Genomic DNA, 12,241 nt, shown 5'->3' with positions numbered 1-12,241 from the left:
GTCGTTCTCTCCGGCGGCCCGCATGATGTCGGATATCGTCCGCGACATGGGTGAACTCATAGTGATCAGGCACGGCCAGACCGAGTGGAGCCTCTCGGGCCAGCACGCGGGGCGAACTGACGTTCCGCTCACCGACGCGGGTGAGGCCGCCGCCACGGCGCTCGCCCCCAGGCTGGCTCGGCGCAAACTGGTCGCCGTGTTCAGCAGTCCGCTGAGCCGAGCCACGCGGACCGCCGAACTGGCCGGCCTGACCGGCGTCAGGCCCGATCCAGACCTGCTGGAATGGGACTACGGCGGCTACGAGGGCCTGACCGCAGCTCAGATCCAGGAGACGAGGCCGGGCTGGGACCTGTGGCGGGACGGCGTCGTTCCCGGCGATGCGGCCCATCCCGGCGAGGAGCTCCAGCAGGTGGCCGCGCGCACGGACGCGGTGCTGAGCCGGGTCCGGCCACTGCTCGACGAGGGCGATGTCGCCATCGTCGCCCACGGCCATCTGGCGCGCCTGCTCACCGTGCGCTGGCTCGGCCTCGACGCCTCCGCCGGCCGACTGCTCGGGCACCCGCACCCCGGCACCCTCAGCTTCCTGGCCACCGAGGACGGGCAGCCCGTCATCTCCGCCTGGAACGTGCCGTAGCGGCGGGTGACCTGGCAGTGCCGTTCACGAGCGGCCACTGACGATCCGTCCGGCTTCGGCGTCTTCTGGCGGGCCTGCTCCACCGGGAAGCAGGGCTTCGGCGTGGTCGGTCGGGGTCAGCGGGTCGACGCGCACGCCGACTTGTTCCAGCACATGTGGCGGGTCATCGGCGATCCGCTCGCCGACCGAGACAGTCGGCCGAAGCCCGGGCCGCTCCGGACGCCGGCTGCCCGGCTCGGCAAGGTGACTGGTCGTACTGACGTCTGACGTGGCGTCGGAACCAGCTCATGGATCAACGAAACGAACTGCCCCTCACGGACTGCGCAGGGCGGCACCCCCGGTGCGCGCGGCAACCGCCGACTCCAGCAGGGGCCAGCCGTCGAGTTCCACCGCCCGCCGCTCCCCCGGCTGCCACCCACCGGCCGACGCCGCGTCGAGCAACGCCCGCACGACACCCGGTTCGTGCAGGTTCAGCGAGCTGCCCTGGACGTACCCCACGTCCCCGGAACCCACGGGAAACCCGCCCGGGACGTACCGGCCCGGGCTCTCGGCGAAGACGATGCGCAGCGAACCTCCGGCGCCGTCCGGCTGCGGAAACAACGTGAGGGTCTCGCGACAGTCGGTTGGCCGACCGCCGTCCGGCGCGTGGTGGCTGTGACGGAGCGTCCAGAGGTACGTACGCCCGTCAGCGACCAACCGGCGGGCCTTCTTCGGATGACGAGGCACGGAGCCGAGGGTACGCGGCCCGATCCGCAGGACACTCTCACCGGCGATCGCACCTCGCCGAGGCTTCGCGGGTGGTGCGGTTCGGCGTTGACGCCCACCCGAAAGGTTCGCCTGCAAGTAGCTCCCGACTGGGGCCACCGTCTGACCATTCGTCAGCACCGCCGAAGCCGGAGCGAATCCGCGCGTCCGGCCATCGCGCCGACCTCCGGCCGGCCTTGGTGACTGGAAGCCGGCCGATCCGGCGGCGAGGGGCATTCACGTAAATCGCCGTCCCCGGCGGGGCGCCGTGATTATGTGGACCCCTGTGTCCGAGTCCGAGGAGGCCGCCGTGTCCCGTACGCCGCAGGAGATCTTCGAGAGCTACGTCTACGCCGACTCTCTGACCCGGAATGCCGATGCGCTGGCCGAGAGCTTCACCGAGGACGGTGTGTTCGAGGCCCCGCTCATGTCTGCCGACGCTGCCTTCCCCCGGCGCTTGGTGGGCCGGGAGGAGATCCGCAGCGCGATGGCGGCGTACTACGGGCGGCAGCCGAAGGACGGCCCCTCCCCGAACCTTGCGAAGACCGGATACGTGCTGCACACCACCGCCGACCCCGACGTGTTCATCGCCGAGATCGACACGGTCTTCGACGGGGACGACGGCCAGGACGACACGACTGTCTCGCTGGTCCAGATCTTCCGCATCCGCGAGGGGAAGATCGCTCGGCTCCGGGACTACTTCGCGCCCGAGCTGCTGGCCTGATTTCGGGGGTGACCTGCCGCCTCCTGATGGCTGTCCCGTAATCCGACAGCGGCCTTCGCCCGGGCTCTTCCCGTGGCGTGCAGTCGGGTCAGGTTGCCCGGCCGGCCCACGTCGGTGCTGGGGAGACCGCTTCCGCGGGCGCTCTCCCCAGCTGTGTTTCACACGGTGAGGTGCTGCTTCGCGTCGGAGCCGGTGACGGGCTCGGTGGCGATGCCGTGCTGCTCGTCGTCGGGGCGGCTCTTCTTGGGCAGCAGGAAGGTGATCGCGAGGAAGACCACCAGCAGGCATGCCTGGACGATCAGCGCGCGGTGGAATCCGCCGGTGAAGTCACCGGTCTTGACCTGGGCGAAGAACACCGAGCCGAAGACCGCGACGCCGATGGAACCGCCGAGTGCCTGAACCGCCGACAGGACACCGGAGGCGGAACCGATCTCGTCGTCGTCGACCGCGGCCAGGATGAAGCTGAACAGGGCGGCGATCACCATGCCGGCGCCGACACCCGCCACCGCCACCGCCACGCCGGGAACGATGTCCCAGATCGAGAACGAGGCGGCATCGAGGCCGTCGAGCTCGAACCGACGCGGAACTGGCGACGATGCGCGAAGCCGGCCGCACCGTGGCCGACGCACTCGCGGCCGTCCGCGCAGCGGCAGCCGTGGGAGTCAGCCTGCGCGAGCTCGACGAAGCCGCCCGCACCGTCCTGACCACGGCCGGAGCGCGCTCCCCGTTCCTCGGCTACCAGCCCTCCTTCGCCCCGATACCCTTCCCCGCCGTGATCTGCGCCTCCGTCAACGACGCCGTCGTGCACGGCATCCCCACCGACTACCGGCTGCGTGACGGCGACCTGGTCAGCATCGACTGCGGGGCCGAACTCGACGGCTGGACCGGCGATGCCGCGATCAGCTTCACTGTCGGCACCCCGCGCCCCGCCGACCTCGAACTCATCGCGGCCACCCAGCAGGCCCTGGACGCCGGCATCGCCGCAGCCACCGTCGGCCACCGCATCGGCGACATCTCCCACGCCGTCAGCACCGTCGCCCGCGAGGCCCACTGCGGCATGCCCGCCGACTTCGGCGGCCACGGCATCGGGCGGCAGATGCACGAGGACCCCCACGTCCCCAACCACGGTCGGCCCGGCCGCGGTTTCCCTCTGCGCCACGGCCTCACGCTCGCCATCGAGCCCATGCTGATGGCCGGCGGACGCAACGACTACCGCACCGACCCCGACGGGTGGACCCTGCGCACCGTCGACGGCAGCCGCGCCGCCCACATCGAACACACCGTCGCCATCACCGAGGACGGCCCCCTCATCCTCACCCTGCCCTGACCCCGAATCCCGCTCCCGCTCCCGCAGCCCACCCTTGACTTCAAGTGGGCTTCACCTTCTACCGTCGAACGAACGCGACGGAACGGAGACGGTGATGGCACTGACCGAGCAGGAGCGGGCGTACCTGGCGGGGCAGTCGCTCGGGCGGCTGGCGACGGTGGGCCCGGACGGGGGACCGCAGGTGCGGCCGGTCTCGTTCCGGCTCAACCCGGACGGTACGGTCGACATCGGTGGGCCGAAGCTCAGTGAGAGTCGCAAGTACCGGAATCTGCAGGCGAATCCGCTGGTGTCGTTCGTGGTGGACGACTTCGCCCCGGTGGACGACCAGGTGGCGCCCGGGTGGGGGCGTGGGGTCGAACTGCGGGGCCGCGCCGAGCTGTTGACGGGGGTGGCGCCGCCCCGGGCGCCCGGGTTCTTCAGTGACGAGGTGATCCGGATTCACCCGGACCGCATCATCAGCTGGAACCTCGCGCACCGGGGCAACACCGCCCGGGACGTCAACGCGTCTGCGCCACCAGCTCGTTGACGATCTGCTCGCACAGCTCGTGGGTACGCAGCGCGTCCCGGCCCGACAGCACCTTGCCGGCCCGGACGGCATCCAGGAAGCCGACCACCAGCTGCTCGATCCCGCGCTGCCGGGCCACCGACACCCAGTCGCCCCGGCGCCGTACGGTGGGCTGGCCGCGGTGGTCGATCACCTCGGCGAGGTTGTGCACGGCCCGCTTGGACTCGCCGCCGGAGACCTCGAGAATCTCCTCGGTGGAGCCGGAGAGGCGGTTCATGATGCCGAGGGCGGTGAAGCCCTCGCCCGCCAGGGTCAGCACCACGTGCTCGACCAGGCCGTCGCGGACCCGGGACCGGACGTCGACGTGGTCGATCTCGCCGGGGGCCAGGAACAGCAAGGTGTCCACCACGTGGATGAAGTCGTCGAAAACGAGGGTCCGGGCGGCCTCCGGCAGGCCCTCGCGGTTCTTCTGCAGCACGATCAGGTCGCGCGGCCGCTCCTTGGCCATCAGGTAGCCGGGGGCGTGCCGACGGTTGAAGCCGACCACCAGCGACCGGTTCTGACGCTCGGCCAGTTCGACCAGCCCCCGGGCACCGTCCAGGTGGTAGTCGAGCGGCTTGTCGACGTACACGTCGATGCCCGCCTCCAGCAGCGCGGTGACGATCGGCACGTGCTGGTCGGTGGCGGCGTGCACGAAGGCGGCTCGCAGACCGCTGTCGATCAGTTCGCCGAGGTCGGTGTACCGCTGCGGGATCCGGTAGCTGTCGCCGATCCGGTCGAGCTTGGCCCGGTCCCGGGTCATCAGCCGCAGGTCCAGGCCGGGCAGCGCGGCGAGCACCGGCAGGTACGCCTTCTGTGCGATGTCGCCGAGGCCGATCACCCCGACCGGGATCGGCTCGGTCGCGGGGTCCGGCGCGTGCTCGCTCATCGGGGTACTCCAACCGTTCGTCCAGCGGCGGCGCCACGCCGTCGTGGTGCCCGGCCACGCTCAGCAGCATATGCCAGAACGGGTGCTGATCAGTCAGAACAGGCAACCGATCAGTCAGAACAGGCCCCTGAACGCCCACTTGACAGTACGACCGTCACTCCACCGCGAGCGGTGCCGCCGCCGAGGTCAGCGCGGCCAGCACCGGACGGATCAGCGGGTGCCGTTCCGCCCCGGTCCGGATCGCCGCGAACACCTTCCGGGTGGCCAGCGCGCTGTCCACCGGCCGGACCGCCACCGCCGCGAGGTCGGTCCCGCGCAGCGCCGAGCGCGGCACCAGGGCGACCCCCGCGCCGGCCGAGGCGAGCGCGACCACCGCGCGGAAGTCGTCCGAGGAGTGCACCAGCCGTGGCTGGAACCCGGCGTACTCGCAGGCCAGCAGCACCACGTCGTGGCACGGGTTGCCGGGGTAGGGACCGATCCACGGCTCGGTGGCCAGCTCGGCCACCGCGATCGGCCCCACGCCCGCCGCCAGCGGGTGCCCGAGCGGCAGCACCGCGTCGAACGGCTCGGCGTACAGCGCCACCCGGGTCAGCCGCTGGTCGTCGGCCCGGGGCGCACCCCGGTACTCCACCGCAACCGCGAGATCCGCCCGGCCGTCGAGCACCATCGGCAGGCTGGCGTCCCCTTCGGCGTCCAGCACCCGGAGCCGCACACCCGGGGCGGTCTCGGCCAGCGCGCTGATCGCCGGGGCCAGTACCAGCGCGATCCCGGTGGCGAACGCCGCCACCTTCACCTCGCCCGCGACGCCTTCGCGGTACGCGGCGAGGTCGGCCTCGGCCCGCTCCAGCTGGGCCAGCACCAGATCGGCGTGCAGCAGCAGGATCTCCCCCGCCGCGGTCAGCCGGACCCCTCTCCCCTCCCGCGCGAGAAGTTCGTGGCCGGTCTCCTGCTCCAGCGCGGCGAGCTGCTGGGAGACGGCCGAGGGTGTCAGGTAGAGCGCGGCGGCGGCGGCCGTCACCGTCCGGTGGTCGGCCACGGCCCGCAGGGTCCGCAACCGTCTCGCGTCGATCACTCCCCCATTCTGCCAGCGCACCGTCCCAGGTCAGAAACCCGGCGGCCCCGGTTGGGCTCCGGCCACGACCGCTCGGCGCTGGCCGAAATTCGCCCTTCGCCATACGCCCCGCGCCGTAACGGAGTTGTACCAGGACGCCCACGGCCCGTTCCGTTGTCCGCCTCGACTACTACGCTACGAACGACGACACACAGTCCGTACGGGGTACGCCTTCCACACAAGGTCAAGGTCCGGTAGTGGTAACGGGGTTCCGTGTGTATCGTCGCGTTCTGCGATCACGGGCCGACCACGAGCAGCTGGGGGGCAGCAGCAATGGCACTCGAGTTACCTTCGGAATTGACGTTCGTACTGAAACTCCTCGGGGTGAACTGGCCCCAGGCGAACGAGGACGAACTGACCAGGCTGGCCGACCAGCTGGACAAGCTGGCCTCGGCCATCGACTCCACCCAGATGGCGGCCGACAAGGCACTCGCCAAGCTGGGTGAGGTCTATCACGGGGAGTCCGCCGACAAGCTGGCCGAGCTCTGGGGCACGATCTCCAAGTACTCCAGCATCGTGGTGGACGTCCTGGGTGTCGCCTCCACCGCGATCAAGGCCGCCGCCCTGGTGATCCAGGTGTGCAAGGGCCAGGCTCTGATCCAACTGATCAACATCCAGGCCCAGTTGGCGGCCTCATCGGCCACCTTCGGCCTGAGCACGCCCGCCATCATCGCGGCCGGCAAGGTGATCCTGTCCGAGATCCTGGACGAGGCGGTCTCCCGGCTCGCCCACGAGCTGGCCAAGCCGATCGCCGACCTGGCGGACACCGTGGTCGCCAAGGTGATGGGCAGCGGCTCCGGGAGCGGCGGCGCCGGCAAGGGCTTCGGCGTCGACGTGGCGGCGATGGCCCAGTGCGCGCTGGAGATCCGGCGGCACTCCGACGACGTGGACAGCGCGGGCAGTTCGTTCCGCGGGGTGGTCGACAGCCTGGACGTCGGCAAGCCCGGTGACGCATTCGGCAAGCTCGCCATCGCCATCGCCGAGGAGGTCGCCAAGACCGTCGGCATGGACGTGCTCACCCGGATTCTCAACTCGTTCCGCGGCACCGCCGACAAGATGGACACGGTGGTCCGCAACCTGTCCGAGAACGAGGACACCCACACCCAGGCGATGAACGGCGGCATGTCACTGCTGGGCACCAGCTTCGGCAAGGGCCCGACCGGCCCCACCCTGGCGGGTGGAGCCGGCGGTCAGTCCGGGGCCGGCGGCGGTCACCGCGACCCCGGCCTGGCGGCCTTCGACGGGCTACGCCCCAAGATCGGCGGAAGCCTCGGTGGCGCGCTCGGTGGAAAGCTCGGCGGCAAGCTCGGCACGGGCGGACTCGAAGGCTTCGACAGCGCGCTCAACGTCCTCGGTGGAATGAGCGGCGGAAAGCTGAACCCGAATGCGAGCCTGCCCGTGGGGAACCACGGGGAAGGAGAACCCAATCACGTAAACGCCGCGGGCCAGCAGCAGTTCGGCCAGCCGACCGGCCTGGGCCGCGTCACCAACCATAACGGGGGCAATGGGGTGCTCGCCCGGAAGGATGTCGAAGCCGGCGGCGGTCATCCGGGCCCGGAACAGCGCGGTGTTGGCGGCCAGCCGGTCTCGCAGGTCCCCGGAATGCTCAATCAGGTCCAGCACGGTCAGGGAGGCCGCGGCAATCACGGGGGCCAGGGAGTTGGAGAAAAGGTACGGTCGGCTGCGCTGGCGCAGAAGCGCAACAATCTCGGCTCGCGCCGCGACGTACCCCCCGGAGGCCCCACCGAGCGCCTTGCCGAGGGTCCCGGTGATGATGTCGACGCGGTCCATGACCCCGTGCAGCTCGGGCGTACCTCGCCCACCCTTGCCGATGAACCCGACGGCATGTGAGTCGTCGACCATGACCATCGCGTCGTAGCGGTCGGCGAGGTCACAGATCTCCCGGAGCGGGGCGATGTAGCCGTCCATGGAGAACACGCCGTCGGTGACGATGAGCCGGCGGCGTGCGTCCTGGCTGTCCTGGAGCTGCTTCTCCAGGTCGGCCAGGTCGCGGTTGGCGTAGCGGTGCCGGCGGGCCTTGCAGAGCCGGATGCCGTCGATGATCGAGGCGTGGTTGAGCGCGTCCGAGATGACCGCGTCGCGCTCGTCCAGCAGCGTCTCGAAGACGCCGCCGTTGGCGTCGAAGCAGGAGGAGTACAGGATCGTGTCCTCCTGGCCGAGGAAGCCCGAGAGGCGCTCCTCCAGCTGCTTGTGGACGTCCTGGGTGCCGCAGATGAAACGCACCGAGGCCATGCCGTAGCCCCAGCGGTCCAGCGCCTCCTTGGCCGAGGCGACCACCGCGGGGTGGTCGGCCAGGCCGAGGTAGTTGTTGGCGCAGAAGTTCAGCACCTCGCCCTGCCCGCCGCCGGTCACCGTGACCGAGGCGTTCTGCGGGCTGCCGATCACCCGCTCCGGCTTGAACAGGCCGGCCTCACGGATCTCGGTCAGGGTGGCGGCGAGGTCGTCGCGGACGTTGTCGAACACAGGGGCTCCTACCTGAGAGGGTCAGACCTGACGGCGGATCAGACGGTCCAGTCGAGGATGATCTTGCCGCAGCGGCCGGCGGCGGCCTCGTCGAAGGCTGCCTCGAAGTCTGCCGCGGCGTACCGGCCGGTGATCACCGGGCTCAGGTCGAGGCCGCCCTCGAGCAGCACCGACATGGCGTACCAGGTCTCGAACATCTCCCGGCCGTAGATGCCCTTGATGGTGATCATCGAGGTGACGATCGAGGCCCAGTCCACCGGGAACTGCTCGGCGGGCAGGCCGAGCATGGCGATCTTGCCGCCGTGCGTCATGTTGGCGATCATCGACTGCATCGCCTCGGGGCGGCCGGACATCTCCAGGCCGACGTCGAAGCCCTCGCGCATGCCGAGCTTGCGCTGGCCGTCCTCGATGGACTCCTCCGCGACGTTCAGCGCGAGCGTGACGCCGACCTCGCGGGCCAGGTCGAGGCGGTACGGCGAGACGTCGGTGATCACCACGTTGCGGGCACCGGCGTGCTTGGCGACGGCGGCGGCCATGATGCCGATCGGGCCCGCGCCGGTGATCAGCACGTCCTCGCCGACCAGCGGGAAGGAGAGCGCGGTGTGCACCGCGTTGCCGAACGGGTCGAAGATCGCGGCCACGTCCAGGTCGACCGGCACCCGGTGCACCCAGACGTTGGAGGCGGGCAGCGCGACGAACTCGGCGAACGCACCGTCCCGGCCGACGCCCAGCCCGATGGTGTTGCGGCACAGGTGGCGGCGCCCGGCCAGACAGTTACGGCACTTGCCGCAGACCAGGTGGCCCTCACCGCTGACCAGGTCACCGACGTTGACGTCGGTCACCCCGGCGCCGATCTCGGCCACCTCGCCGACGAACTCGTGACCGAGCGTCAGCGGCGTTTTGATCGTCTGCTGCGCCCAGCCGTCCCACTTCCGGATATGCAGGTCGGTGCCGCAGATCCCGGTCCGGAGCACCTTGATCAGCACCTCGGCCGGGCCGATCACGGGCTTGGGGACGTCCATCAGCCAGAGTCCCGGCTCGGCCTTCTGCTTGACGAGTGCCTTCACGGCGACGGCTCCTGACGCACGGTGGGACGGTCCTGGGCTGCCGACGGCCTGACCCGGATCATGACCGGGGCCGCGCGGCACTGTGCAATCTGCCTGCTGGGCGCGGCTGCGGTCCATCGAGGAATTCTTAACGGCCGCCACAGCTCGGCTTCACGATCGTCCCCGAGCCCGCCGCCACCGGCCCGCCGCCGTGCCGGGGACCACCCGGACGGCGGTATCACGGTGCTGCCACCGAGCCGGCCTCGGGCCACCGCCGGGCTTCCCGGCCACCACCAACCGACGGTCCGTCAGTTCTCTTGGGGGCAACGCCGGTTGTCCCTTATCAGATTCGGGCATATGCCCGAGGAATATGACTGAATCCGACCCACGATCGGATGGACCGGGCTAGCGTTACGTCCCGCAAAGGTTACCGCCTGTGAGCGAGTGGCCACACGTGTGCCCTGCCACGGGTACGGCGGGAGGGAAGCGGACCGGTGCCGGGAATTGATGACTGCCTCGCCGAGGCGATGGGCGTACCGGGTGCCCTCGGGGCCAGCCTGGTCGACTGGACCAGCGGCCTCGCGCTCGGCACCGCCGGGGAGGGCCCCGGCGGCGACCACGAGGCCGGCGCCGCCGACGCGACCGAGCTGGCCCGGGCGGTCACCCAGAGCACCTCGTTCGACGACCCGGCCGCCGGTACCGCGCCCGCCGAGGACCTGATCCTCAGCACCGGCGCCGCCTACCACCTGGTCCGCTTCCTGGAGACCGACTTCGACAGCAGCCTGATCCTCTACCTCCGGCTGGACCGCGAGCGCGCCAACCTGGCCATGGCCAGACTCCGACTGGCCGCCATCGCCGAGCAGTTGGTGCTCGACTGATGACCGTCACCCTGCCCGCACCGCCCCCGCCCGCCCCCGCCCTCCGGCTCCCCCGTCGGCGTCGGTCCGGCCGCTCCCCCGCCGGGCCCGCGGAGGCCGCACTCGCCGACCTCGCCGCCAGCCGGGCTACCGGCACCCTGTACGGCAGCGCCGGCGCCCTGCACCTGGCCGACGGCGCGGTGGTGGACGCGGACAGCCCGGCCGCACCGGGCGTCGGGGCCCTGCTCACCGGCTGCGGCCGGCTGACCCACCCCCAGTGGGCCGCCCAGCTGGCCGCCTGCCCCGGCACCGGCCGCACGCTGGCGGAGCACCTGGTCAGCGCCGGGTACGTCAGCTTCGGCGAGCTCCAACTCTGCCAGCTGACCGCCGTGTTGGACGCCGCGTACGTCGTGCTGAGCCGCCCCGAAGCGGACGTGGGCGAGCTGAGCTTCGTGCCCGGCCGCGCGCCGCTGCTCAAGCTCGCCCGGCCGATGAGCGTCCGAGAGCTGCGGGTGGCGGTCGGCCGCAGGCGGGCCCTGCTCGACCGGGTCTGGCCTTCACCGCAGTTGGACGCGGTCGCCGTCCGCCGCCGCTCCGGCACCGTGCCGCGCGGCTGCACCCGGCGTCGGCAGGCCGTGCTGGAGGCCGCCGACGGGCACCGTACGCCAGCCGAGATCGCCCTGCTGCTGGGCCGGTCCGCCTACGGCACCGTCCTGGACATCCGGCACCTGGCCGCCCGCGGGCTGGTGGAGCCGGGGGGCGTGGCCACCGCACCACCCAGATCCACTGCACCACCCAGATCCGCCGTACTGCCCGGATCCGCCGCCCCACCGGCGTACGACCCGTCAGATCCGCACGTCGCCCTGCTGCTCAGGATCCGAGCCGGCCTGGAGGCCCGACTGTGAGTGTTCCACCCGTCCGTACCGTCCGCCCGATCGAGTCATGAAGCGCACCTTGCGACAGTTCACCGGCCGCCGGCCACCCGTCCTGATAGATCCCGAACTACTGGCCGGCCCCGGCCTGCTCGACGAACTGAACGGGCTGCGGGCCAGAGTCCCGCATCTGACCGGCAGTCTGGTCGCCACCACCGACGGCCTGGTGGTCGCCCACGACACCCGGGGCCTGGAGCCGTCCGGGGTCGCGGCGCTCACCGCCGCCGCACTCGGGGTCGGCGCCCGGCTGGCCGAGGCGACCGGGCAGGGCGAGTTCCGCGAGCTGCTCACCCGGGGCGAACTCGGCTACACCGCCACCTACGCGGCGGGCAGTTTCGTGGTGCTCACCCTGCTGGCCGGTCCTGACGCCAACATCGGCCGTCTGCACCTGGAGGCCCGCCGGGCCGGGCGGCGGATCGCCGAACTGTCCGACGCCGTGCTGGCCCGCCAGGACCGCGACTGACCTCTCTACCCACCCGTCCCGAACCTCACCGCAGAATAGGAGCCACCGTCATGGCCAACACCGAGACCGCCCTGAAGGACGTCATGAGTTCGATCGACGGCGCCATCGGCGTCGCCCTGGTCGACTACAACAGCGGTATGGCACTGGGCACTTTGGGTGGCAGCGCCGAACTCGACCTGAACGTGGCCGCCGCGGGCAACACCGACGTGGTCCGCGCCAAGGTCCGGGCGATCGAGCTGCTCAACCTGAAGGAGGCGATCGAGGACATCCTGATCTCGCTGAACAGCCAGTACCACCTGATCCGCCCGCTCACCGGACGCTCGGGCAAGGGTCTCTTCCTCTACCTCGCCCTGGACCGCGGTCGGGCCAACCTCGCGATGGCCCGGCACCAACTCAAGCGAATTGAAGCCGAGTTGGAGGTCTGATCCCGACGGCTCCGGCCGCAGGCKCCCCCTGCGGCCGGAGCCGTCGGGCCCGGCCCGCCGG

At 71.1% G+C, this 12,241-nt stretch carries 13 protein-coding genes and 2 pseudogenes; 9 read left to right on the top strand and 6 right to left on the bottom strand.

The annotated features are described in order from the left end of the window. Positions 1 to 46 precede the first annotated feature (46 nt). Positions 47 to 634 (top strand): histidine phosphatase family protein, encoded by a 588-nt coding sequence (locus tag ACXJMZ_RS21870; protein WP_457031753.1) that lies wholly within the window; start codon positions 47 to 49, stop codon positions 632 to 634. Between the two features lie 312 nt (positions 635 to 946). Here ACXJMZ_RS21870 and ACXJMZ_RS21865 read toward each other — a convergent pair whose 3' ends face one another. Then, positions 947 to 1,360, bottom strand: a complete 414-nt coding sequence (locus tag ACXJMZ_RS21865) for a hypothetical protein (protein ID WP_457031752.1) — start codon at positions 1,358 to 1,360, stop codon at positions 947 to 949. Between the two features lie 328 nt (positions 1,361 to 1,688). Here ACXJMZ_RS21865 and ACXJMZ_RS21860 point away from each other — a divergent pair, with 328 nt between their 5' ends. After that, positions 1,689 to 2,102, top strand: coding sequence for a nuclear transport factor 2 family protein (locus ACXJMZ_RS21860; protein WP_457031751.1), 414 nt, complete (start codon positions 1,689 to 1,691; stop codon positions 2,100 to 2,102). A gap of 158 nt (positions 2,103 to 2,260) precedes the next feature. Here the strand turns inward: ACXJMZ_RS21860 and ACXJMZ_RS21855 are convergent. Continuing rightward, positions 2,261 to 2,677, bottom strand: a pseudogene (locus ACXJMZ_RS21855) (MFS transporter); the annotation flags it as partial. A 20-nt stretch (positions 2,678 to 2,697) separates the two neighbouring features. Here ACXJMZ_RS21855 and map point away from each other — a divergent pair. Both map and ACXJMZ_RS21845 read left to right on the top strand, forming a co-directional pair. Next, positions 2,698 to 3,429: a type I methionyl aminopeptidase gene (gene map / locus ACXJMZ_RS21850; protein ID WP_457031750.1), complete on the top strand. Its 732-nt coding sequence runs from the start codon at positions 2,698 to 2,700 to the stop codon at positions 3,427 to 3,429. Positions 3,430 to 3,523: 94 nt separating this feature from the next. Next, positions 3,524 to 3,955, top strand: a complete 432-nt coding sequence (locus ACXJMZ_RS21845; protein ID WP_457031749.1) for a PPOX class F420-dependent oxidoreductase — start codon at positions 3,524 to 3,526, stop codon at positions 3,953 to 3,955. Here the strand turns inward: ACXJMZ_RS21845 and ACXJMZ_RS21840 are convergent. Both ACXJMZ_RS21840 and ACXJMZ_RS21835 read right to left on the bottom strand, forming a co-directional pair. Next, entirely contained in the window at positions 3,927 to 4,826 is a 900-nt protein-coding gene (locus tag ACXJMZ_RS21840) for a Gfo/Idh/MocA family protein (RefSeq protein ID WP_457031798.1), read from the bottom strand. The two genes, ACXJMZ_RS21845 and ACXJMZ_RS21840, sit on opposite strands and share 29 nt — an antisense overlap. 190 nt (positions 4,827 to 5,016) lie before the next feature. After that, positions 5,017 to 5,934, bottom strand: coding sequence for a LysR family transcriptional regulator (locus ACXJMZ_RS21835; RefSeq protein ID WP_057234624.1), 918 nt, complete (start codon positions 5,932 to 5,934; stop codon positions 5,017 to 5,019). A 312-nt stretch (positions 5,935 to 6,246) separates the two neighbouring features. Here ACXJMZ_RS21835 and ACXJMZ_RS21830 point away from each other — a divergent pair. Next, positions 6,247 to 6,615: pseudogene (locus ACXJMZ_RS21830) on the top strand (WXG100-like domain-containing protein); the annotation flags it as partial. A gap of 603 nt (positions 6,616 to 7,218) precedes the next feature. Here ACXJMZ_RS21830 and ACXJMZ_RS21825 read toward each other — a convergent pair. Next, on the bottom strand, positions 7,219 to 8,457 hold the full coding sequence (locus ACXJMZ_RS21825; protein WP_457031748.1) for a glycine C-acetyltransferase: 1,239 nt from the start codon (positions 8,455 to 8,457) through the stop codon (positions 7,219 to 7,221). 38 nt (positions 8,458 to 8,495) lie between these two features. Continuing rightward, positions 8,496 to 9,524 carry an L-threonine 3-dehydrogenase gene (gene tdh / locus ACXJMZ_RS21820; RefSeq protein WP_457031747.1) on the bottom strand — a complete coding sequence of 343 codons (1,029 nt, stop codon included), beginning with the start codon at positions 9,522 to 9,524 and terminating at the stop codon, positions 8,496 to 8,498. 473 nt (positions 9,525 to 9,997) lie between these two features. Here tdh and ACXJMZ_RS21815 point away from each other — a divergent pair, with 473 nt between their 5' ends. Genes ACXJMZ_RS21815 through ACXJMZ_RS21800 form a run of 4 tightly spaced genes read left to right on the top strand, consistent with a single transcriptional unit; the run spans position 9,998 to position 12,180 of the window. Then, positions 9,998 to 10,381 carry a hypothetical protein gene (locus ACXJMZ_RS21815; RefSeq protein ID WP_457031746.1) on the top strand — a complete coding sequence of 128 codons (384 nt, stop codon included), beginning with the start codon at positions 9,998 to 10,000 and terminating at the stop codon, positions 10,379 to 10,381. Next, a complete protein-coding gene (locus ACXJMZ_RS21810) occupies positions 10,381 to 11,265 on the top strand; it encodes a hypothetical protein (RefSeq protein ID WP_457031745.1) in 885 nt (294 codons plus the stop codon). The genes ACXJMZ_RS21815 and ACXJMZ_RS21810 overlap by 1 nt, the downstream gene beginning before the upstream one ends. Positions 11,266 to 11,302: 37 nt before the next feature. Beyond that, positions 11,303 to 11,755, top strand: coding sequence for a roadblock/LC7 domain-containing protein (locus ACXJMZ_RS21805; protein ID WP_457031744.1), 453 nt, complete (start codon positions 11,303 to 11,305; stop codon positions 11,753 to 11,755). Between the two features lie 50 nt (positions 11,756 to 11,805). Further along, positions 11,806 to 12,180 (top strand): hypothetical protein, encoded by a 375-nt coding sequence (locus ACXJMZ_RS21800; protein ID WP_457031743.1) that lies wholly within the window; start codon positions 11,806 to 11,808, stop codon positions 12,178 to 12,180. The last annotated feature ends 61 nt before the right edge of the window (positions 12,181 to 12,241 follow it).

This window comes from Kitasatospora sp. P5_F3, from assembly GCF_054049135.1.
Note: the sequence above shows the minus strand (reverse complement) of the source record. Positions and strands in the feature narration are given on the sequence as shown.

Bases quoted from the DNA above. Each gene is read 5' to 3' on its own strand.
- ACXJMZ_RS21845 (WP_457031749.1), top strand. From the start codon at position 3,524: ATGGCACTGACCGAGCAGGAGCGGGCGTACCTGGCGGGGCAGTCGCTC.
- ACXJMZ_RS21870 (WP_457031753.1), top strand. From the start codon at position 47: ATGGGTGAACTCATAGTGATCAGGCACGGCCAGACCGAGTGGAGCCTC.
- ACXJMZ_RS21800 (WP_457031743.1), top strand. From the start codon at position 11,806: ATGGCCAACACCGAGACCGCCCTGAAGGACGTCATGAGTTCGATCGAC.
- ACXJMZ_RS21810 (WP_457031745.1), top strand. From the start codon at position 10,381: ATGACCGTCACCCTGCCCGCACCGCCCCCGCCCGCCCCCGCCCTCCGG.
- ACXJMZ_RS21805 (WP_457031744.1), top strand. From the start codon at position 11,303: ATGAAGCGCACCTTGCGACAGTTCACCGGCCGCCGGCCACCCGTCCTG.
- map (WP_457031750.1), top strand. From the start codon at position 2,698: ATGCGCGAAGCCGGCCGCACCGTGGCCGACGCACTCGCGGCCGTCCGC.